General features: G+C 68.6%; 21 protein-coding genes. 10 read left to right on the top strand and 11 right to left on the bottom strand.

Features of this window, described 5'->3' with window-relative positions:
* Positions 1 to 200, bottom strand: a 200-nt coding sequence (locus AB4030_RS06570) for a hypothetical protein (protein ID WP_442278397.1), incomplete at its 3' end; no start/stop codon positions are given.
* 84 nt (positions 201 to 284) lie between these two features.
* On the opposite strand from AB4030_RS06570, the gene AB4030_RS06565 reads away from it, so the two are divergent.
* Entirely contained in the window at positions 285 to 656 is a 372-nt protein-coding gene (locus tag AB4030_RS06565) for a hypothetical protein (protein WP_442278396.1), read from the top strand.
* 120 nt (positions 657 to 776) lie between these two features.
* Here AB4030_RS06565 and AB4030_RS06560 read toward each other — a convergent pair whose 3' ends face one another.
* Positions 777 to 1,238: a hypothetical protein gene (locus AB4030_RS06560; RefSeq protein ID WP_442278395.1), complete on the bottom strand. Its 462-nt coding sequence runs from the start codon at positions 1,236 to 1,238 to the stop codon at positions 777 to 779.
* Positions 1,239 to 1,452: 214 nt separating this feature from the next.
* Here AB4030_RS06560 and AB4030_RS06555 point away from each other — a divergent pair, with 214 nt between their 5' ends.
* The 3 genes from AB4030_RS06555 (at position 1,453) to AB4030_RS06545 (ending at position 3,975) form a co-directional block, all read left to right on the top strand.
* A complete protein-coding gene (locus AB4030_RS06555) occupies positions 1,453 to 1,878 on the top strand; it encodes a GNAT family N-acetyltransferase (RefSeq protein ID WP_442278394.1) in 426 nt (141 codons plus the stop codon).
* A 488-nt stretch (positions 1,879 to 2,366) separates the two neighbouring features.
* Positions 2,367 to 2,639 carry a hypothetical protein gene (locus AB4030_RS06550; protein WP_442278393.1) on the top strand — a complete coding sequence of 91 codons (273 nt, stop codon included), beginning with the start codon at positions 2,367 to 2,369 and terminating at the stop codon, positions 2,637 to 2,639.
* Positions 2,640 to 2,985: 346 nt separating this feature from the next.
* Positions 2,986 to 3,975, top strand: coding sequence for a DUF2971 domain-containing protein (locus AB4030_RS06545; protein ID WP_442278392.1), 990 nt, complete (start codon positions 2,986 to 2,988; stop codon positions 3,973 to 3,975).
* A gap of 664 nt (positions 3,976 to 4,639) precedes the next feature.
* Here the strand turns inward: AB4030_RS06545 and AB4030_RS06540 are convergent.
* The 3 genes from AB4030_RS06540 to AB4030_RS06530 form a co-directional block, all read right to left on the bottom strand.
* Positions 4,640 to 5,539 carry a class I SAM-dependent methyltransferase gene (locus AB4030_RS06540; protein WP_442278391.1) on the bottom strand — a complete coding sequence of 300 codons (900 nt, stop codon included), beginning with the start codon at positions 5,537 to 5,539 and terminating at the stop codon, positions 4,640 to 4,642.
* A 68-nt stretch (positions 5,540 to 5,607) separates the two neighbouring features.
* On the bottom strand, positions 5,608 to 6,096 hold the full coding sequence (locus AB4030_RS06535) for an SRPBCC family protein (protein ID WP_442278390.1): 489 nt from the start codon (positions 6,094 to 6,096) through the stop codon (positions 5,608 to 5,610).
* A gap of 5 nt (positions 6,097 to 6,101) precedes the next feature.
* A complete protein-coding gene (locus tag AB4030_RS06530; protein WP_442278389.1) occupies positions 6,102 to 6,476 on the bottom strand; it encodes an ArsR/SmtB family transcription factor in 375 nt (124 codons plus the stop codon).
* Between the two features lie 569 nt (positions 6,477 to 7,045).
* Between AB4030_RS06530 and AB4030_RS06525 the strand changes: the two genes are divergently transcribed.
* Both AB4030_RS06525 and AB4030_RS06520 read left to right on the top strand, forming a co-directional pair.
* Positions 7,046 to 7,588 carry an alpha/beta hydrolase gene (locus tag AB4030_RS06525; protein WP_442278388.1) on the top strand — a complete coding sequence of 181 codons (543 nt, stop codon included), beginning with the start codon at positions 7,046 to 7,048 and terminating at the stop codon, positions 7,586 to 7,588.
* 134 nt (positions 7,589 to 7,722) lie between these two features.
* Entirely contained in the window at positions 7,723 to 7,926 is a 204-nt protein-coding gene (locus AB4030_RS06520; protein ID WP_442278387.1) for a hypothetical protein, read from the top strand.
* A 27-nt stretch (positions 7,927 to 7,953) separates the two neighbouring features.
* Here AB4030_RS06520 and AB4030_RS06515 read toward each other — a convergent pair whose 3' ends face one another.
* The 5 genes from AB4030_RS06515 to AB4030_RS06495 all read right to left on the bottom strand — a co-directional run bounded on the left by AB4030_RS06515 (position 7,954) and on the right by AB4030_RS06495 (position 13,879).
* Positions 7,954 to 8,385: a hypothetical protein gene (locus AB4030_RS06515; protein WP_442278386.1), complete on the bottom strand. Its 432-nt coding sequence runs from the start codon at positions 8,383 to 8,385 to the stop codon at positions 7,954 to 7,956.
* A 445-nt stretch (positions 8,386 to 8,830) separates the two neighbouring features.
* Entirely contained in the window at positions 8,831 to 9,496 is a 666-nt protein-coding gene (locus tag AB4030_RS06510) for a response regulator transcription factor (protein ID WP_442278385.1), read from the bottom strand.
* On the bottom strand, positions 9,493 to 10,722 hold the full coding sequence (locus tag AB4030_RS06505; RefSeq protein WP_442278384.1) for a sensor histidine kinase: 1,230 nt from the start codon (positions 10,720 to 10,722) through the stop codon (positions 9,493 to 9,495). The genes AB4030_RS06510 and AB4030_RS06505 overlap by 4 nt, the downstream gene beginning before the upstream one ends.
* A gap of 137 nt (positions 10,723 to 10,859) precedes the next feature.
* Positions 10,860 to 11,387: a hypothetical protein gene (locus tag AB4030_RS06500; protein WP_442278383.1), complete on the bottom strand. Its 528-nt coding sequence runs from the start codon at positions 11,385 to 11,387 to the stop codon at positions 10,860 to 10,862.
* Positions 11,388 to 11,545: 158 nt separating this feature from the next.
* A complete protein-coding gene (locus tag AB4030_RS06495) occupies positions 11,546 to 13,879 on the bottom strand; it encodes a GAF domain-containing SpoIIE family protein phosphatase (protein ID WP_442278382.1) in 2,334 nt (777 codons plus the stop codon).
* 286 nt (positions 13,880 to 14,165) lie between these two features.
* On the opposite strand from AB4030_RS06495, the gene AB4030_RS06490 reads away from it, so the two are divergent.
* The 4 genes from AB4030_RS06490 to AB4030_RS06475 all read left to right on the top strand — a co-directional run bounded on the left by AB4030_RS06490 (position 14,166) and on the right by AB4030_RS06475 (position 19,310).
* Positions 14,166 to 14,732 carry a dihydrofolate reductase family protein gene (locus AB4030_RS06490; RefSeq protein ID WP_442278381.1) on the top strand — a complete coding sequence of 189 codons (567 nt, stop codon included), beginning with the start codon at positions 14,166 to 14,168 and terminating at the stop codon, positions 14,730 to 14,732.
* Positions 14,733 to 15,009: 277 nt separating this feature from the next.
* A complete protein-coding gene (locus AB4030_RS06485; protein WP_442278380.1) occupies positions 15,010 to 15,852 on the top strand; it encodes a pyruvate, water dikinase regulatory protein in 843 nt (280 codons plus the stop codon).
* Positions 15,853 to 15,959: 107 nt separating this feature from the next.
* Entirely contained in the window at positions 15,960 to 18,332 is a 2,373-nt protein-coding gene (gene ppsA, locus AB4030_RS06480; RefSeq protein ID WP_442278400.1) for a phosphoenolpyruvate synthase, read from the top strand.
* Positions 18,333 to 18,485: 153 nt separating this feature from the next.
* Positions 18,486 to 19,310, top strand: coding sequence for a bestrophin-like domain (locus AB4030_RS06475; protein WP_442278379.1), 825 nt, complete (start codon positions 18,486 to 18,488; stop codon positions 19,308 to 19,310).
* On the opposite strand, the gene AB4030_RS06470 is transcribed toward AB4030_RS06475, so the two are convergent.
* Complete coding sequence (locus AB4030_RS06470; protein WP_442278378.1) at positions 19,303 to 19,968, bottom strand: hypothetical protein; 666 nt, start codon at positions 19,966 to 19,968, stop codon at positions 19,303 to 19,305. The two genes, AB4030_RS06475 and AB4030_RS06470, sit on opposite strands and share 8 nt — an antisense overlap.
* Positions 19,969 to 20,175: the final 207 nt, after the last annotated feature.

The following is a 20,175-nucleotide window of genomic DNA, read 5'->3' as shown; positions in this document are numbered from 1 at the left end:
CTGCCGCCGAGGTTCCAGAGCGCGCCAGCGATCGAAACGAGAAGGCCGTAGTCGAAGTTCAAAGCCTGGTCGTACTGCCAGCCAATGACCCCAGAGGGCGCAGCCTCGATCAGGTAACCGATTCCGTCGGGGCCGATGGTCGAATCCCATGTTCGAGGCGCGGCTGGGGACTCCTGGTCGATCGGCTCGCCGCCATTCACGCCCGAATCGTCCCATGGCCCGTGCACCGCGTGATACGCCCCTCGCGGCATGGTCGGGCGAGCGTAGCCGCCCAGACTGCAATCATGGCCGGCATGCTGAGGCATCCCGAGCCCGACCCTGCTCTTGACCCGTTTCGCGGCGGGCTGGCCGTTCTACGCCGCGACGGTCAGGTCGCTGGCCATGTGGCGACGACGGTCAGCACGTTCTGGGCACCTCTCAGCTTCTCGCGCCGCCGGCAGTGGTGGGTCTGGCTCATCGTGGTTTGGGCCGACGGACATCGCGAGTTGCTGGACGAGGATTACCCCCCATGGACAGTCGTCCGCGACATGCAGTCGGGAACCTTCTCGTGGGACCAGGATGATGCACACCGCGGGGACTACACCGTCGAATGGCTCCCCGAAGAAGCACGTCAGGCGATGCTCTCCGCACTGAACATTGGGCCGCACGACTTCTAGGCCGCTTGCCTTTCCGGCTTGCCTGGCATCCGCTCACCGGCACGATCGCTCGCACGATCTGCGGCAGGACAGCGCGTCCCTGAGGAAGGCGCGAAGACGTGGCGCACTGCGTTTGCGGCGCTACTTGGATGTCGGAGGAGACTGAATCCCGGGCCGCAGTCGCGACACGAACTGGGCTGCGCCTTCCTCGGAGGCGAAGGCAAAGCCGACAGGGCCTAAGCGCAGCGGTGCAGCGGCATCTTGGACCTGTACGACGACCTCATGTGTCATGAGAGATTGACCATTGAGAAATCGGCGCCCCCCGGATGCGACCAGCGGCCCGACCCGCACGTCGACGAACGCGCTGCGCTGGACAGCGGTGGAGCGCCAGGCTCCACGAAAGGTGACTTCGTCGGCGGTTATGACGGCTCCGGCGGTCCACGCACGCCATGCCAGGTAGAGGAAGAAGAGCGAGAACAGCCCCAGCGGCACACTGCCGGGGGCGTTTTCTGGGTCGGTGGCGGCGGATGCACTCATTAAGCCCGCGAGGACAGCAGCCACGAGCATCCCGCCGCTGAGGAGGTACCGCAGCGCGGCAAACATCGGAACAACCAGCCGGTCTGGGGCCACGGGGGCTTGTGTGCTTACGGGCATGATGTGAGGATCGCAGATCGCTATGCCACCGGCGGCATAGCGCGGTGCACGTCCTGTCATCGGCACGACCGCCCGTCGACACCACCGATTAGCGGCAGTTGCGGACGTTCCCTAGGCTTCCGACATGCTGCCCGCCCCTACCCCGCGACTTAGGTTCCGTGAGATGACCGGGGATGACGTGTCCAACGTTGCCATGCTCGACATCGGCGGGACACGCGGTCCGAGCGGCTGGGTCGAATGGAACCTGCGCAACTACGACGAGCGGGGCTTCGGACTCTGGATCATCGAGACCCATGCCGGCACCTTTGTCGGAGACTGCGGCCTCACCATGCAGGAAGTCGAGGACACCTGGCACGTCGAGGCCGGGTGGCACGTGCGGGCCGAACTGCGCCGTCAGGGGTATGCCGCGGAAGCGGCCTCGGCAGTGCGGGATGCTGCAAGGGACTCCGGTGTTGAGCATCTGATCGCCATCATTCGTCCGGACAATGTCGCCTCTCAACGAGTGGCACTCAAGATCGGCCTCTCGCTCGAGCGCGAGGTGGAAAAGAACGGTGGCCCGGCGCTGATCTTCGGCGGCGACCTGACCTGATGTACGCCGATGCCTCACATGGGCGGACGTCCTCCGCGCGGCATATCCGGTAAGTGCCTCACGCTGATAAGCGCGCATGCCCGCCGAGGCCGAGCGCGCCATATCGTGTGCTCATGACAGTCATGTTCGGTGGGGACGCCTGCCCACTGGGCCTTTCGGTCCAGTACTTGCGGGCGCCGGAGGCCAGAGTCGTCCAGGCTTTGCCTGGTCCGGTGGTGTCGACGGGCCTGGGACCCGGATTGCCCCTTGCTCTTGAAGCCCTCCTACCGTTCGAGGCGCCGTGCACTCGGATGATGACGGCGCAGGCAGGTCCATGGACAGCGGTTGTGAACAACTTCCTCAATGGTGGGGACCCTTCGGCGCCTGGGCCCGCGGTCGCGCGCGCATTGGGCGTTACATGCGTGGTGGCCCAGCATGTTCCCCGTTACGGACCCGGCCACTCGGCGACCCAGCTGGAGGTTTTCGGCCCCGAGGGCGAGCCTCCCCTGATGTACGTGCGGTCGCTGTCTGCGACGGCAACGGACGGTCGGTGGGAATGGCACGAGAGCGGGGTTCCATTCCCGTTCGAGCAGACCCAGCGGTACTCAGCGCGACTCGAGCGGGAGCGGTTCGATCGGGCGCTGCTGATGGACTACCTATCGGCACTCGGCATTCCCGTCGAGGATGCGGCATACGGACCCGCGACCCTGCATCAGCAGACGGTCACCTGGGCGCGTCGAGAGGTGTCCCTCGCCGAGGCCCGCGCGGACTTCACCGACTGAGTGGGGTTCCGCAGACGACCGGGCGCGTACCTTTTGCACATGCCGACCGTCGCGCCCCGCGCTATCACGTATTCCCGTCAAAGCAGGGCCCGCAAGGACGACTCCGCCGCCTTTCCGGAAGCACAGAGGCTCAAGACGCGAGCACTTGTTAGCGCCAAGGGTTGGACCTTCGCGGGTCACTTCGAGCGCGTGGCCCTAGCGGCTATGACCCCCGCGCTGCCCGCCCGGGGCTCGACGCTGCGCTCAACGCCATCCCTGCGCGGAGAGGCGTCCGTCCTCGTCGTCTACCGTCTCGACCGTGCGTACCAGCCCGGTGGCGAACACCCAAGCAGAATGCCGTGCCTGCTTGGATGACTACGTGACCCAGGATGTCGAAATGTTGGCCGGAATCGGGCGGGCCGTGGCGCTAGGCGCGCCGACGCAACACCTTTTCCACTATACGAATGCCGACGCCGCCCTCTTCGGCATCCTCGCCACTGGCAAGCTCCGGCTCTCACCTCTGGATCGCACGAACGACCTGTGGGAGTCCCGACCCAACTACCATCCCCTTGCGTGGGGCACGGGCAACGAGGACACGCCCGTGGAGGTCCCCAACCAGATATGTAAACTACTCGACTACCACATTCGCGCTAACGCCAAGGTCGCCTGCCTCACCAACGACTACGTTATGCCCGAGTCTTTTCCGGGGCCTCGCGACGCTTTCCGCGGATGGTCACATCTGTCGTTATGGGCTCACTACGGCGCGGGACACACGGGGGTCTGCCTCCGGTTCGACCGGGATGCTGTCGTTGAGGCCTTGCACGCCTCTGCCCAAGGCGACGCTCAGGTCTTCCACGGGTCCGTCAACTACACGCCCCTGTATCCGAGCAACATTGGCCCCGTCGTCATCCCCCAGATACGAGAGTTCGGCGCCGACGCCGTGGCGGTTGCGCTCATCAAGCGACAGCATCGATCCATCTTCTTCGAAAAGCATCAAGACTGGGCTTCCGAGAGCGAGTACCGGCTAGTGCGCGTTGACGGATCCGCTTTGCCGTTTCACCTCGACATTCGGTCGGCCTTGACCGGAGTGATCCTTGGCGAGTCCTTCCCGGACTCGCGGCTGCTTGCCCTTCGCGAACTCCTCTCCGACTATCCCGATGTTGAGCTCGAGCAGGTCTCCTACCTCAACCGCACCATGCTCGTCATGCCACCAGACCCGGCGCGCGGAGAGCGGCCTCCCACCCGAGCGTTCAACGCCAGCGTTACCGGCGGATCAGAGAACTGGGCGGGCCCCCGCCGACCGGGCAACTTGAGCGAGCGTGTTGAAGCCCTGATGGCCTCAGAAATCAAACACTGACAGGCAAACATGCCATGCCAATAGGCCCGGGGGGCCCCTCCGCCATTCCGTCAGGAGACCGGGGGGAGGCCCGCTCACAAGAGCGTCGGGTACAGAAACCCCATACAGGCGCACAAACGCCGCACTACGGCCTAAACGCACAGCTGGGACCCTAGGGGGCCCCCGAGCGCACAGGCGCCCACAGAGGCATACAGCACCGAATCTCCTTCCCGCTCTCCCTCGACGACCTCCAAGCCTCATCGGCAGGATCGCATCGTCCGACCATCGGCAAGACAGGACGTCTTCGACCCTGAAACCGCGACCGGACGATTCCTCGAATGAGCAGTGGCACGTGAGTACCTTCGTGGCCGCGTGCGGCGCGACCGCCCCGATGGCCTCGCCCGGGAGGCAGGACTCGGTTGGGGGAGTGCTACGCGTCGAGGCGCTGACGCGACTTGGCGCAGCAAGTCATCGAGGTCCCGATCTAGTCCGCAAAGGTCCGCAAAAGTCGAGAACCGTCGCGCCGAGGCATCGGGGTCGACGTCGCCAACATGCGTTTGCGCCGTTCAGACGCGTGGGGCGCCAACCGCAGCACGGCTGCAACCGCTACTGGAATCCCCGGCGTATCGGCCGACTCATCCACTCTCAGGGCCCCTGACTTTGGGAGCCCCCGATCTCGATGCTGTCAGCTCGATCGGGCTACGACTCGAGCAACGGCGATCCGACCGTTTGCGAGTGACCTTGCGCTGCCGTGCGGGATGCCCAGCCGAGTCGTGCTCTCGAGCAGACTGACGTCGCTGAGAACCACCCAGCCCCGATCGCGCAGGAGCGTGGCGATCTGTCCCTCGGACCACAGCGACCTCCAGGGTTCGCCGGCAAGCGGTGAAGGCGTGCCACTCAGTCGGGAGGCCAGGCCGGCGAGCCGCCGCCCAACCTGTGCCGTCAGAGAGCGCGACTGGTACTGGGCCACGAGGATGCTCCCAGCGGCAGAGATGCCGGTGACCTCGTCGAGTGTGGCCGTGACCTGCGGGCGCCGGAGGTAGGGGATGACTCCCTCCCAGACCCATGCGGTGGGCAGGAGCGGGTCGTGCCCGGCGGCGGCCAGCAGCGAGCCGAGCGACTGCTGGGCCAGGTCTACGGCCACGAACCGCAGGTCGCACACCGGGGGAGGAAGGTTCTCCGCACGACGGCGCAGGTCAGCCTGGGACGCCGGGTGATCCACCGAGAACACCGGAATCCCGCGCAACGCCGGCAGGCGCCACGGCCGAGCGTCGAGTCCGGCCCCGAGGAGGACGACCTGCCAGTCCCCGCTCTGCTCGAGCGTCTTTCGGATCGCGGAGTCGATGAGCACGGTGCGCGGTGCCATCACGACGGCACACGCGTTGACCGAATGGACCGCCATCCGCTCGCGACCGTCTTCCGGTAGCACGCCGCGGCGCGCCAGCCGTACCGGTACCAGCTCGGCCTCGGACAACAACCGCTCCGCCACGGGGTCAGCGAACTGCCCTACCCCTACTCGTCCGTCGGCCACCGCGCGGCCCTGACAGACAAAGACTGCAGTTCGACTCGGCTGTCCCGGTTCCACCCTCGGACCCTACGTCGGGGGCGTGACGCGCGGTGCTGCGCTTGGCCGCGGGCCCGACCGTTGTTCGGTCAGGTGGCGACGAGGTCGTCGATCTGGTTGATCGCCGAGGAGGCGCCCTCCACGACACCCATGTCGAGGACCTTCTGCAGGGCCTCGGCGGTGGCGTAGGTGCTCACGTAGGTGGCACGGGTGCCTCCGTCGTGCTCTGCGAAGGAGAAGACGTTCTTGCCGACGGGCAGGTCGGGGTTCTTGGTGAACTCCTCGTCGAGCGCGAAGCCGTCGTCGAAGGTGAAGCCGCTGGGCTCGTCGACGGTCTCGACCTCCCAGTAGCCGTAGAACCTCTCGTCCTCGGGGCTTGTCATGTAGTAGTTCATCCGGCCGCCGGGGACGAGGTCGTGATCGACGAAGGTGGCGGGGTAGGTCGGGGGTCCCCAGATCCGCTCGAGCTGACGCGGGTCCGCGTAGATCTCCCAGATCCGCTTCGGCGGGCCGTTGAAGTCCGCGACGATGGTCAGGGTCCGGGTGTCGAGGTCGTGCGAGACGTCGGTGACGGGCATGGTGATCAGTCCTTCTGTGGGTGGTGTGGGGCTGGCGTCTGCTGGGGGTGGGACTGCGGCGTGGCGATGAGCTCGTCGATCCGCGCGATGCGGCCGCGCCAGAGGGACTCCAGCTCCGCGAGCATTCCTGCCACCGACCGCACCGCTGCCACGTCGCCGCTGGCCAGGGCCTCGCGCCCCTGGCGGCGCTTGGTCAGCAGGCCTGCCTTCTCCAGCACGGCGACGTGCTTCTGCACCGCGGCGAACGACATGTCGTAGGACGCCGCGAGCGTCGAGACGGAGTGCTCTCCCGCCAGCACTCGGCGCAGGATGTCGCGCCGAGTGCGGTCGGACAGGGCGTGGAACCAGGCATCCGCCCGTTCCTCTTCCGTTGCGTCCATGATCCAAACCTACAACCGAACGGTTGTAGGTTGTCAAGGGGTTGTCATGAGCAGGCCCTTCGGCCCTGCTCATCGCGTGCGCGAAGGACGACGGTGGATGGCAGGACGAACTCCCGCCGTGACCGGTGACCGGTGACCGGTGGCCGGTTGCCGGTGGCCGGTGGCCGGCAAGCCAAGACGCCGACGCCTCACGAAGGTGACCAAGCCCAACGGTTTCGATGCGGAGCGCGTGCGCACAGAGCGGTACTTCCAACCCAAGCTGGTGCAAACGGCATGAGGCCCACGACGGACGACGATCGATTCGCGCAAGACGGTGCCCCGTCCGAGGGCGCGTCGACGCCTGCGCCGGGACATCGAGCAGCCGTGGCCGTGGGTCTGGGAGCGGGTTGCCTCATCGCGCTGGTCGTGGTGTCGGTCGGGGTGGCCTCGGACTGCCCCGCCTGAACCAGGAAGGAGGTGGGCTGCTCGCGTGGCTCGGGGTGCTCAGCGTCGTCATCGGTGTGGCGGCAGCCGGTTGGTGCCTCTTGCAACTCCTCCACCGGATGAGGCGGCGGTGGTGGGTCCTGGCCGTGCCGGCATTCCTGATGGTTGCGTTCCTGGCGCTGTGGACGGTGGGCCAGGGCGTGGCCGCCTCCTTCCCTGCCCGCTCCGCGCTGGGGACGCGCACCCCCTCGGACGTGGGGCTGCGCTACGAGTCGCTGACCTTGCACACCTCCGACGGAGTTGACCTGGCGTCGTGGTGGGTGCCGGGTGACAACCAGGCTGCGGTGGTGCTGCTGCCCGGTTCGGGGTCGACCCGGACGGACGTGCTCGCGCAGGCCGGAGTGCTGGGGTCGCACGGTTACGGGGTGCTCCTGCTGGATCCTCGAGGCCACGGCAACAGCGGGGGTCGGGCCATGGACTTCGGCTGGTACGGCGAGCGGGACGTCGCCACCGGCGTGGACTTCCTCGCCGGTCGACCGGGGGCGACCGGGCGCATCGCGGTCGTGGGCCTGTCGATGGGAGGCGAGGTGGCCATCGGCGCCGCCGGGGACGACCCCCGCGTGCGGGCTGTCGTCGCGGAGGGAGCGACCGCTCGGGTGGCTGCCGACAAGGCATACCTGGCCGCGTAGGCGTCCGCGGTCAGATCCAGCGTGGGATCGACTGGGGGACGTATGCCGTCGCCGGGCTGCTCAGCGATGCCCCCGAGCCGATGCCGCTGAGTGACTCCGTGGTGGATGCCCAGGCGGACGGTACCCCGACCCCGATGTTGCTGATCACCGCCGGGACGGTGGACACCGAGCGGCTCGCTGCCGAATTCCTCGAACGGGCCGCGCCTGACGCGGTGCAGGTCTGGACGGTGCCGGGGGCCGGACACACGGCTGCTCTGCAAGCGGCCCCGGAGGCATGGAAGAAGCGAGTCCTCGGCTTCCTGGACGCATGGCTCGGCCCCGGGTCCGGGCGGGGATGATCACGTCCCGACGAAGGCAGCTGCTGGTCATCCGGGGGCGCGGCGCTGGTAGATGAGGGACAGGTCGTCCTCCCAGCCTGCGTCGTCCCGGTTCATCCGCCCCTGTCCGGTCATGGTGTCTCCGGCACCGCCGAACTCGGCAGTGAATGACTGCTGGAAACCCGGATCGTTGCGCCAGTACCGCCACTGGTCACTGTCGAAGGCAACCTCGTACACCCGGTGCACACCACGGTGGTCGAAGTAGTGCATGAGCAGCTGGTCGTCGATGGAGCCGATGACTGAGATGGCGTCGGGGATCTGCGGATGGTCGTAGTGCGAGCGCCAGATCAGGAATGTGTGCCCGTCCAGCCACTCGAACGTCGCCTGGCCCGTGATGTCTTCGCCCGGTAGCAGCGGATGGGATCCCTGGGTGTTCCAGCGCCCGACCAGGCGGTCGCCTAGATCAGTGAAGGACCGCATCGAGCCTCCCCAGGGATTGGGTCCGGTTCAGGCAAACGGTACGCCGAGCAGTCCCGTGGCTCAGAGGGGTGGAGGGGCCGGGTGTCTTCACTGGTGCGTGCGGTATCGGCGGCAGGTCCTGCCACCGCGGATGTGCACGGGTCAGGTCCCGCGTCGGGAGGTGGGCATCTGGCTGGCGCGGGCGCTGCCATCCGGTAGGGGGAGTCCTCGACGGCAGCGCCCTGGCGCGCCGGCACTGCTGCCCTCCCGGGCGCGTCGGCGCCGCTTTTCGCCCCTCTCCGGGAGGGAAGGTGGGGCCTGCGGCGTCCCCCTCATCATCTCGGCCCCCGGCATCAACGTCTGGTGAACGGCCGCAACACGAGAACTGGACGTCTCTTGCAGTTGTCGCACGCTGTGAACCCAGGCGCTGACGGACGCCTCGTTGCGGAACGGAAGCAAGGTCTCGTCAGGTGATGCCTCGGTCGTATGCGTAGTGAACGGCTTGCGCGCGGTCGCGGGCGCCGATCTTGGCGAAGATGTGGTTGACGTGGGTCTTGATGGTGGCGTTGCTCAGGACGAGTTCACGGGCGATGTCGGTGTTGGACAGGCCGGCAGCAATGAGGGCGAGCACTTCGGCCTCGCGGGGGGAGAGCCCGTCGGGTAAGCCCGCGATCGAGGCGGCTTCCTTGGGTGCCGCGTTCGCGTCGAGGGTGACATCCACGAGACGCTGCTGGATCTGCGCGGCGAGGTGGGTCTGGCCCCGGGCCAGGGCGGACAGGGCCTGCTCGATCTCTTCCGCGCTGGCGTCCTTGGTGAGGTAGCCACGCGCACCGGCCCGAAGCGCCGGGAACAGGGCGTCGTCGTCGGCATACGTCGTCAGGACGAGCACTTGGGTGTGCGGCAGCTCCGAACGGATTCGGGCGGTGGCCTGCGCGCCGTCCAGGGCGGGCATTCGCAGGTCCATCACCACGACGTCGGGCCGGTGCAGCAGGGCCTGCTCGACCGCGTCGAGGCCGTCGACGGCGGTGGCGACGACCTCGATCCCGTCAAGGAGGCCGATGAGCATGGCCAAGCCTTCGCGTACGACACGTTGGTCGTCGGCGACGACGACCCGCAGCGGGTTCAGGGTCATGCCGGCACCTCGACGTCCACCTGCCACCCGTCCGGGCGAGGCCCGGCGTGCAGGCTGCCGCCCAGGGGCTCGAGGCGTTCGCTGAGCCCGGCGAGTCCGTGGCCGCCGCCAACGGTCGCCAGGCCGGGCGGGGCAGGGATCGACGAGCCAGACGCGTGAGGACCGGAGGACTGGTTCCGCACCGTGAGACAGGTGCGATCGCTCTGGTAGTGCAGCGACACGAAGGCGGGGACCCCGGGGGCGTACCGGGCGATGTTGGTCAGGGCCTCCTGCGCCGCGCGATACAGGAGTAGGTCTGTTTCGGCGCCCAGGGGGTGAGGCCGGCCCTGCACGGTCAGCGACGCTGGCACGCCGAAGTTGCGTCGGAAGCCCGCGACGAGGCGGTCGAGGTCGGCCACGCCGGGCAGTGGTTCCCCGCGTAGCGCCCCGACGGCCGCGCGGGCGTTCACGAGACCGTCGTTGACCAGATTGCTGGCCCGCTCGATCGCCTCCCGCACTGGCGCGCCGGCGGACTCACGGGCGGCGAGGACCCGGGCGCCCTGCAGCTGGATCGCGGCACCGGAAAGGCAGTGAGCCAGCACGTCATGGAGCTCAGCGGCGATTCGGCCGCGTTCGGCGAGCGTCGCGGCGCGCGCCTGCTCGTCCTGGGCGTCAGCCAGCTGGGCGAGGAGCAGCTCGGTCCGGTTCTGGGCTGCGCGTGCGGCGCTCACCACGTAGGCGACCAGTCCCAGCAGGGCGTTGAGGAGGGTGGCGGCGAGCACTGCTGCGGTCGTCGCGCCGCCGCGCAACGCGGCTACGTCCTGCCCCAGGGTGAGGGCCACGGCCAGTACGACCCCGAGGGTGAGTGGCAGACGCGTGATCGCCATCCACACCGCGGCGCCGACGGCGAGCCCGGTGGCACCGCGCGGCTGGAGCACGACGAGGCCCACCCCGGTCGCGCCCATCACGGCGATGACGGCGACCTGGACAGCGCGCGGCTGGTCGAGGAACCGGCCGCTGATCGCGATCGCGGTGGTGGCGGCATACCCCGCGAGAGCGAACGTCACGACGGCCGGGCCCCCGCGCAGGTTGGGTGTCTGCGGGGTCGTCATCGCGGTGGCGGTGACCACCGCGATGACAGCCCATCCCAGCGGTCGGAGCAGGTCACGCTGGTGGCGCAGCCGTTCGTGCGCAGTGGCTTCAGCGTCTGCCGCCCTGTTGCTCGGCCTGCCTAGGTCGGTGGTCATGGTCGTCACCTCGCTGACCCTTGGGGCCGCGCGCCGGGGGAGGTCCGGGGTGGGTGTCCCTAGGTCCATGGAACCTCTTCGGGCCCACGTAAGCGAGCCCGAGAAGGACCCTGTGCGCGAGAGCCAGCGTCGGCGTGTCAGGAGTGGGGGCCGGACACCGCGACAGCGGTCGCCGGTCGCGGCACGAGTCGCTGCCCGCGGATCTGGACGATGAGCAGCCGTGCGGTGACCTCGCACAAGGCCATCGAGACCAGGGCGAGCGGCCAGGCTGCGGCGCTGATCTGGTGGACGATGCTGAAGTCGCGGATGGCAGGTCCGGCGCCGTGCTCGAGGGCGTAGACGAAGACCAGCCGGGCGCTGATGCCGATCAGCAGCAGTGTCGCCGCGACGGGGCCGACCCGGGCGAACCGCGTGCCGTCGGGGTTGGCCCGGACGTGGGTGGCGTAGCCGCACAGGACACCCAGGCCCAGGCCGAGCAGGGTCAGGGTCAGAACCAGGGCGAGGTCGGAACCGCCGGTGGGGATGGAGTGGACGTAGTGCGTGGCGACGAAGACCACGAGGGCCATCGGGGCAATGATGCTGCGCGCGTCGAGGCGCCGTTCCCGGACCTGGCGCAGCACGACGAGGAGGAAGACCGCGTTGATGAGGTAGTCAGTAAGAGCCATGCCTCAAGGCTGCGTGGGACGTACGCTCCGCGTCGTCGGCGCCGAGGTTGATGTTGGGTTGACGCCGCCCTCAACCCGAAGGCAATACCGGCCGTGACGCAGGCCGCGCATCCCGGAGGTTGCGAGGGTGGCCTGACAAGCCTCGCAGGAAAGGACCGTCAGTTCGGTGGCTCGAGAGGATCGATGACGGCGCAGATGACGGCCGTGTCGTCCCGGCGCGGCAGGTTGCGCAAGCACCTGTTGAGCACGGTGGCGCACAGGTGGTCGGCAGTGGCCGCGGGGCTGTCGTCGACGGCGGCCGCGAGGCGTTGCAGTCCGGCGTCGAGGGGCTCGCCGCGACGCTCGACGAGTCCGTCGGTGTAGAGGACCAAGGTGCTGCCCGGCACCAGCGCAACGGTGTGTTGCGCGCGGGTGGCGACCAACATGCCCAAGGGTGGGTCCACGCGGTCCAGGGGAGTGGCGGTCGAGCCGGGTTCCCGCAGCAGCGGGGGTGGATGGCCCGCGAGCGAGTAGGTCAGGCTGCCGCGTCGGGGGTCCAGGAGTACGGCGGCAGCCGTCACCATCGTCTGGCCGGATGTGGCTGTGACGAACCGGTCCAGCGCCTCGAGCAGCCTGGCCGGCTCGTGGGTGGGGGCCAACGCACGGGCTGCAGCGCGGATCTGGCCCATGGCCACAGCCGCACGGGCGTCATGACCGGCGACGTCCCCGATCATGAGCAGGGTCCTGCCGTCGGCAAGCGGCATGGCGTCGTACCAGTCGCCGCCGATGCCGTAGCGGGCGTCAGCGGGAAGGTACCGCGCGCTGACCTGCACTCCGGAGAGGTCGGGCAGGGGCTCGGCCAAAAGACTTCGCTGCACCAGCACTGCCAGGTTGTGGTCGCTGTCGCGTTCGACGGCGCGGCTGATGGCCTCCGAGAGCGCGGCGCCCAGGTCGGACAGCGCCGTCAGGTCGGTGGGTCCGAGCGCGTTCTCCTCCGAGAAGGCCAGCACGAGGGCCCCGAGCGTGTGCGACCCGCTGCGCAGGGGCACACCGAGCCAGCACCGCAAGCCGGCTCGTGCCAGCGCAGCGCGTGCGTCCTGGTCGGGTACGGCCCTGTCGGTCAGGGCGGGCAGATAGACCGTGGTCACGCTGACGCGTGCGTCGGACAGCGGCGAGGGTGTCGAGCCCGGGGCGGGATGCCAGAGGGCTTCGACCTCGTCCGGCAGCCCGACCGCGGCGATGGTGACGAGCGCGTCGGAGTGCTGTTCGTCGACGAGCGCCAGCCGTGCGGCAGCCGCGTCATACGGGGCGGTGCCGTAGAGGAACACAGCTTCCGTGACGTCGCTGAGCGAGGCAGAGGCGACCAGTGCGCTGAGGATGCGGTGCAGCCGCTCGGACCGCCCCAGCGCTTTGCGTTCGGTGGCCAGCAGCTGCGCCCGCACGAGCGCGTCTGCGACGAGCCTGGCAAATATCCGGAGCTCGTCGCGCTGCGCCGCCGGGAAGGTCTGTGGAGCTTCCCAGCCCAGCCCGAGCGCGCCGATCACCTGGCCTTCTCGGCCGGCGACTGCCAGTGACGCGGTTGCGGCCAGCCCTGCTGCCGCGGTGTCGGCCAGCAGAGCCGGAAACTGGGCCCCCACCTGAGCGAGGTCGCTGAGCCACACCTCGCCGCGCCCGGACATGGCCGCGCCGAGAGGCGTGGAACCGTCAACGGGGATGGTCTGGTAGCGCTGCGCGACCTGCGGCACCAAGGTGGACAGGTGGTAGAGCCGCGCGGTGTCCCCGGCTGCGCCGGGCACCAGCACGGCGGTGTTGGAGAACGCGGCACCGACGGCCGCGGCGCCTTGCTCGGCGATGGCGCGCGCCAGGTCCTCGATGGTGTCCGACCCGATCAACGCCTGCACGAGCGGCGCCAGCGCGACCGCCGGTGCCCGCGGCCGAGCGGCGGAGGGGTCTTCGGTGGCGCTTTCGTGCTCGTGGCGGCGCCAGTGCTGCAGATGCAGTGCGCAGATGTCGGCCAACGCCAGCAGCAGCTCACGGTCCGACGGGCTGAACGTGTGCGGCTCGAGCCAGCTGATTCCCAGCACACCGAGCAGGGATCCTGCGGCTCGCAGCGGGACCACCGCAGACGCCCGCTCGTCGCGGGGCACCAGCTCGACGACGCGCGGGAACTGTCGTGCGGTCTCCGCCTGGGAGGTCAGCCACACGGGCTCCCCGGTCGTCGCTGCCCAGGTCAGGGGCAGGGACAGGTCGCCGATCCGCAAGGGTCCGCACGCATCCTGCTCCGACTGGGTGTAGCCCCGGGTGGCCAGTGGTTCGACGGTGTCGCCGTTCACGAGAGCGACCACGCCACCAGCTGCGTGCAGTGCTGCCACTGCTTGCGAGATCACCAGATGTGGTGTCTCCGCGTCCGCCGGAGCGGCGGCGAAGGCCTCCAGGACCATCATCAGGCGGCTCTTGGAGAGCAGGGAATCGCTCCGCCCCGTGTCGACGCCCGTGGGCCCACCTTCCGACATCACGCACTCCGTATGGCATGTCGCGCCGTCGACGTGTCAACCGCCGACCTGGCCACTCCTCGGCAAACCGGGGAGCCCAGGTCAAGCCTTGCTCGCACTCTTGACGCCGTCAGCGCTTCCGCCAAATCAGGTGCTGCGCCAGGGCGTTTGGCCGATGGTTGACGCCGAAGGGGTGGGCTTCGTCGGGAAGCCCATGAGCTGCCTGGGCCACCGATCTCGGGGTCGATGTTGTTGACTGGGTCTGTCACGTCGCACGTTGTTGCCCGCGTCTGGGCGGAGGGGCTCCATGGGCAAGTTGATCTACGCGGCCAACATCTCGCTCGACGGCTTCCTCGAGGACGAGAAGGGTTCGTTCGACTGGTCGGTGCCGGACCGGGCCGTGCACGAGTTCTGGAACGAGCACGAGCGGCACATCGGCACGTCGCTCTACGGGCGACGCATGTACGAGGCGATGCGCGTGTGGGAGAGCGACGACTGGTTGACGAACGAGCCACAGGTGGTCCGCGAGTACGCCGGGATCTGGCGTGACGCCGACAAGGTCGTCTACTCCACCTCACTCACCGACGTGTCGACCGCGCGCACGAGGATCGAGCGGCAGTTCGAGCCCGAGGCGGTACGACGGCTCAAGGAGACCTCCGGCTCGGACCTGAGCATCGGAGGCGCGGGGATCGCGGCCGAGGCCTTCCGGCACGGCTTGGTCGACGAGTGCGTGCTGCTGCTGTGCCCGGTCCTCGTCGGCGGCGGCAAGCCGGCGCTGCCTCGAGGTGTACGACTCGACCTCGAGCTGCTCGACCTTCGACGATTCGACAACGGCGTGGTCTACGTCCGTCACGCGGTCCGACACCCTGCCTGACACTCACGCCGCCCACCGGCATGACAGGACGTCGCCGCGGCTTCTGCTCGGGCTGTGGGGTTTCAGAGGTTCAGTTGCTGCGTCTCGTCAGCCCGCAGTGCCGCCGTCGCAGTGGGCTACCGCATCCCCATCCCGAGACTGCGCCGGCTCCGCATCCGTGTCGCGAGTGCGGCGGGGACCGCGCCGGTCTCGACCGCTGGAAGTCCACTGAGTCGTGGGTCACATCGGTGGCGTGCGCAGCACGAGTCGTGTGTCACGGTGTGCCACAGTTCCTCTCGTGGCCTCAACGACGACGCCCGCGTCCTCCCCCCTGCCCACCCCGGCCTTCTTCCTCGCCGGTGGCACCGGCATCTCTGCGGAGACGCTCGGCAACATGATGCTCCAGCAGTTCCCGACGGTCAGCTTCACGCGGCGCAAGATCCCGTTCATCACGAGCGTGGCGCGGGCATCTGAGGTCGTCGCCGAGCTCGATGCGGCCATGACCGAGGCGGTGACGCCGCTCGTCTTCTCCACCGTCTCGGACGAGGAGATCCGGGCCGAGCTGCAGACGACGAGCTGCGCCTTCATCGACCTCTTCGGCTCGCACCTGGCCACGGTGGAGCACGTGCTGCACGTCAACGCCGCCCGCCATGTCGGATCCCTGCACGGCGTCGGTGACCTCGGCCGCTACGAGGCGCGGATGCGGGCTGTCGAGTACGCCATGGAGCACGACGACGGCCAGAGCATGCGCAACCTCGAGCAGGCGCAGCTGATCCTCATCGCGCCCTCGCGCTGCGGCAAGACGCCGACGTCGATCTACCTCGCCCTGCAGCACGGCATCAAGGTCGCGAACTATCCGCTCGTCGAGGAGGACTTCGACTCGAGCGACCTCCCGCGGCCCGTCCGGCCGTATGCCGCCAAGTGCTTCGGGCTGCTGTCCACCGCCGCGCGCCTGAGCCAGGTGCGCGGCGAACGCCGCCCGGGCTCGCGCTACGCGAGCCTCGCGCAGTGCAGCTATGAGCTCCGCCGCGCCGAGGCGATGTACCGCGCCCACAAGGTCCCCGTCGTCAACTCCTCCGCGATGTCCGTCGAGGAGATCGCGGCCGTCATCATGCAGAGCCGACGCCTCGGCAACGGCTGACGGCCAGCCACAGAGCACTCGACCCCACCCGACCCCTGAGTCGCACGACCCCTGAGTCGCACGACCCGCACCACCTACCGGAAGGACCTGTTGTGACCGAGAACGTGATGAGGTTCGCCGACCTCGGACTGGGCGATGTGGAGCTGGTCGGGGGCAAGAACGCCTCCCTCGGTGAGATGGTCCAGCACCTGTCCAAGGCCGGGGTGACGGTGCCCGACGGCTTCGCGACGACGGCGCAGGCGTACCGCCGTTTCCTCGCCGAGGACGGCCTCGCCGACCGCATCAACGCCATGCTGTCCGACCTCGACGTCGACGACACCCGCAAGCTCGCCGAGGTGGGCGCCGGCATCCGTGAGCAGGTCGAGAAGCAGGCGTTCCCGGCCGACCTCGAGAGCGACATCCGCACGGCATACGACCAGCTCGTCGGCGACAGCGGCGACGACGTCAGTTTCGCCGTGCGCTCGAGCGCGACCGCGGAGGACCTGCCGGACGCGTCGTTCGCCGGGCAGCAGGAGACCTTCCTCAACGTGCGCGGCATCGACAACATCCTGCACGCGATCAAGCTCGTCTTCGCCTCGCTCTACAACGACCGCGCGATCGCCTACCGCGTGCACAGCGACTTCGACCACTCCGTCGTGGCCCTGTCGGCCGGCATCCAGCGGATGGTCCGCTCGGACGTCGGCGCATCCGGCGTCATGTTCACCATGGACACCGAGTCCGGCTTCCGCGACGCCGTCTTCATCACGGGCAGCTACGGGCTCGGCGAGGCGGTCGTGCAGGGTGCCGTCAACCCCGATGAGTTCTACGTCTACAAGCCGGCGCTGCGGGAGGGCCGGCCGGCCATTCTCAAGCGCGGCGTGGGCGGCAAGGCGACGAAGATGGTCTACACCGAAGACGCCAGCGTGGGGCGCACCATCGAGTTCGTACCGGTGCCCGAGGAGCAGCGGCCACTGCTGTCGATCACCGACGAGGACGTCACCGAGCTGGCCCGGCACGCGCTGCGGATCGAGGAGCACTACGGCCGCCCGATGGACATCGAGTGGGGCAAGGACGGCGTTGATGGCGGCCTCTACATCCTGCAGGCCCGCCCGGAGACGGTGCAGTCGCGCCAGACGGGCTCGACGCTGCGACGGTTCCGCATGGACGAGCGCGGGCCCGTGATCGTGGAGGGCCGTGCGATCGGGCAGAAGATCGGCGCGGGCGCGGTGCGCGTGCTCGAGTCCATCGACGCGATGCACGACTTCCAGGCAGGCGAGGTCCTCGTCGCCGACATGACCGACCCGGACTGGGAGCCGATCATGAAGCGGGCGAGCGCCATCGTCACCAACCGAGGGGGACGCACCTGCCACGCGGCGATCATCGCCCGCGAGCTCGGGATCCCGGCCGTGGTCGGAAGTGGCTCTGCCACAAGGACTCTCGCCGACGGACAGGACGTGACGGTCTCGTGCGCCGAAGGCGACACCGGTTTCGTCTACGAGGGGCTGCGTGAGTTCACGGTCACCGAGACCGAGCTCGACGACATGCCCGAGCTGCCGGTCAAGCTGATGATGAACGTCGGCACGCCGGAGCAGGCGTTCGAGTTCTCCCGGCTGCCCAACAAGGGCGTCGGTCTCGCGCGGCTCGAGTTCATCATCAACCGACAGATCGGGATCCATCCCAAGGCGCTGCTCGAGCTCGACGACCAGGAGCCCGCCCTCAAGGCCGAGATCGAGGCGCACATCGCCGCGTATGCCGGCCCGCGGGAGTTCTTCGTGCAGCGCGTCGCCGAGGGCGTCGCGACGATCGCAGCCGCCTTCGCACCCGAGCCGGTCATCGTGCGGATGTCGGACTTCAAGTCGAACGAGTACGCAGGCCTGCTCGGTGGCGAGCGCTATGAGCCTCACGAGGAGAACCCGATGATCGGCTACCGCGGCGCCGCGCGGTATCTCTCGGCCGACTTCGCCGAGTGCTTCGCGATGGAGTGCGAAGCGTTGAAGTTCGTCCGGGACGAGATGGGCCTGACCAACGTCAAGATCATGATCCCGTTCGTGCGCACCGTCGCCGAGGGTGAGGGCGTCATCGACCTGCTCGCCTCGCACGGCCTGGTCCGCGGCGACAACGACCTGCAGGTCGTCATGATGTGCGAGATCCCGAGCAACGCCGTCAACGCCGACGAGTTCCTCGACCACTTCGACGGCTTCTCCATCGGCTCGAAYGACATGACCCAGCTGACGCTCGGCCTCGACCGTGACAGCGCGCTCGTCGCCGGCTCGTTCGACGAGCGAGACCCGGCGGTCAAGAAGATGCTCGCCATGGCCATCAAGGCCTGCCGCGACCGGGGCAAGTACGTCGGTATCTGCGGGCAGGGTCCGTCGGACCACCCCGACCTCGCGGAGTGGCTGCTCGACCAGGGCATCGAGTCGATGTCGCTCAACCCCGACACCGTCGTCGAGACCTGGCTGCAGCTGGCCAGACATGGCGGTGCTCCCGACGGCTCGTGAGGTGCGGGGGTGGTCGCACCACTCACCGGGGAACTTCGAGAAGAAGTGGTCGATGCCGACATGCCGCACGGTGTTTCGCGCCGATGTGCTGACGGAGAGGCAGGGGAGCCCACAGACTTCACCCATGGATCTCACGACCGCGCCCGGTCGCCGGTGAACCTCCTCTGGGGACTGCTCATCGTCGTCGCCGTCACGGCGGCGACGGTGACCGCCATGCTGTTGGTGCGTCGTACGGCCCCGGTGGGCGGCTACTTCAGTGACGGCGACCGCGCTGCAGGGGTCTTCGGCGTCCTCGCGACCGGATTCTCGGTGCTGCTCGGCTTCATCATCTTCCTGGCGTTCCAGTCGTACGACAACTCGCGGGCAGGAGCGGCGACCGAGGCCACGATCGTCGCCCAGATGACCCAGACCGCCCAGTTCCTCCCCGCCGACGTCTCGGGCCGGCTCACGGGCGAGCTCGTCTGCTACGCGCGGTCCGTCGCGGGAGCCGAGTGGGATGCGGTGGACGCGGGCACGATCGGGGACACGGTCAACCCGTGGGGTGCCCGCATGTTCCTCACCATCAAGTCCGTGCAGCCGAGGACGGCGACCGAGCAGTCGGCATACGACCGGTGGATGGACGAGACGACCCAGCGGCAGGCGGCGCGCGACGCCCGCCTGCACTCCGCCGATGGGATCATTCCTGTGCCCCTGTGGATCGCGCTAGGCCTGCTCAGCCTCGCCATCTTCGGCTTCATGCTGTTCTTCGCCGACAGCGGGGAACGGGCGCTCACGCAGGGGGTGATGATGGCCAGCGTGACGGTGGTCATCGCCGTGCTCATGCTGCTCGTGGTGTTCTTCAACCACCCGTACGGCACGGGCGTCGGGACGCTGCGACCGACGGAGATGCAGCGCACGCTTCGCCTGATGGACACCCAGCTCCAGGTCGTCGGCATCACGGCCGACCCGCCGTGCGACGAGCGCGGGGTCGCTAGGTGACCGTGTCGCGATCGGCCGGAGAGGTCACCAGGATCACGACACTCACCATGAGCACCCAGGCCGGGAAGATCAGCTGCACCCACTTGTGTTCCCCGGCCGCCACCATCAGCCCCAGCGCGACGACGTAGCCGCTGTAGACCACCCAGCGGGGGAGCGCCCCGGTCCGCATGCCGACGGTGCTCACCGAGAGCGTGAAGACCGCGGCCATCCGCAGCGCGTAGACCGAGATGAGTCCCTGGGTGGTCAGGCGGCCGTAGTCGAACAGCTCGGCGCTCGGGTTCTGCGCGGCGACGAGCGACATCACCGTGCCCGTGGTCACCGAACCGACGAAAAGCATTGCGAGGAAAAGCAGTCCGCTGCCGAGGAAGACGGTCGAGAAGAGGCGGTCCTCGACATCGCCCAGCTGGTCGCGCACCACGCCGATGAACCAGAGGAACGCGATGCCCGCGAACGGGACGAGGTTGAGGCCCAGCCCGATGAGCGCGCGTTTCGAGGAGTCGGACTGGAGCGACGTGATGCTGGTGTCCGAGAGAGCCAGCCGCACCATTGTCAGCGCACCGAGCAGCAGAATCCCGAACACGATCCCGGCCACGGCGGCGGACCGCCGCCCCCGCCAGAACCGTGCCGTCAGCCTGCGAGGAGCAGCCGCCCGACTCATGCTCGGAGCCTAGTTCACCGCGGGCACGGGTCAGCAGCCATTGCGGGCATCCGGCACAGGTCGCGGTTCCGGGCCGGGTGTCACGTTTCGGGAAGTTTCGCCCGAGACGGTCAGGCGGCGCGTATCGTGGCAGCACCGAGAGTTCCTCGCACCCTGTCATCCAAGGCACTGTCGTTCCCGGCGCATTCCGATCCCGGGGTCGATCAC

The sequence above is a fragment of the Terrabacter sp. 2YAF2 genome, from assembly GCF_052114705.1.
Classification (GTDB): domain Bacteria; phylum Actinomycetota; class Actinomycetes; order Actinomycetales; family Dermatophilaceae; genus Terrabacter.
Note: the sequence above shows the minus strand (reverse complement) of the source record. Positions and strands in the feature narration are given on the sequence as shown.

What these genes read in the sequence shown, in the direction of transcription:
- AB4030_RS06490 (WP_442278381.1), top strand. Translation starts at nt 14,166, where the DNA reads ATGGGCAAGTTGATCTACGCGGCCAACATCTCGCTCGACGGCTTCCTC.
- AB4030_RS06500 (WP_442278383.1), bottom strand. Translation starts at nt 11,387, where the DNA reads ATGGCTCTTACTGACTACCTCATCAACGCGGTCTTCCTCCTCGTCGTG.
- AB4030_RS06495 (WP_442278382.1), bottom strand. Translation starts at nt 13,879, where the DNA reads ATGTCGGAAGGTGGGCCCACGGGCGTCGACACGGGGCGGAGCGATTCC.
- AB4030_RS06530 (WP_442278389.1), bottom strand. Translation starts at nt 6,476, where the DNA reads ATGGACGCAACGGAAGAGGAACGGGCGGATGCCTGGTTCCACGCCCTG.
- AB4030_RS06555 (WP_442278394.1), top strand. Translation starts at nt 1,453, where the DNA reads ATGACCGGGGATGACGTGTCCAACGTTGCCATGCTCGACATCGGCGGG.
- AB4030_RS06470 (WP_442278378.1), bottom strand. Translation starts at nt 19,968, where the DNA reads ATGAGTCGGGCGGCTGCTCCTCGCAGGCTGACGGCACGGTTCTGGCGG.
- AB4030_RS06505 (WP_442278384.1), bottom strand. Translation starts at nt 10,722, where the DNA reads ATGACCACCGACCTAGGCAGGCCGAGCAACAGGGCGGCAGACGCTGAA.
- AB4030_RS06565 (WP_442278396.1), top strand. Translation starts at nt 285, where the DNA reads ATGGCCGGCATGCTGAGGCATCCCGAGCCCGACCCTGCTCTTGACCCG.
- AB4030_RS06550 (WP_442278393.1), top strand. Translation starts at nt 2,367, where the DNA reads ATGTACGTGCGGTCGCTGTCTGCGACGGCAACGGACGGTCGGTGGGAA.
- AB4030_RS06515 (WP_442278386.1), bottom strand. Translation starts at nt 8,385, where the DNA reads ATGCGGTCCTTCACTGATCTAGGCGACCGCCTGGTCGGGCGCTGGAAC.
- AB4030_RS06535 (WP_442278390.1), bottom strand. Translation starts at nt 6,096, where the DNA reads ATGCCCGTCACCGACGTCTCGCACGACCTCGACACCCGGACCCTGACC.
- AB4030_RS06520 (WP_442278387.1), top strand. Translation starts at nt 7,723, where the DNA reads ATGTTGCTGATCACCGCCGGGACGGTGGACACCGAGCGGCTCGCTGCC.
- AB4030_RS06510 (WP_442278385.1), bottom strand. Translation starts at nt 9,496, where the DNA reads ATGACCCTGAACCCGCTGCGGGTCGTCGTCGCCGACGACCAACGTGTC.
- AB4030_RS06560 (WP_442278395.1), bottom strand. Translation starts at nt 1,238, where the DNA reads ATGTTTGCCGCGCTGCGGTACCTCCTCAGCGGCGGGATGCTCGTGGCT.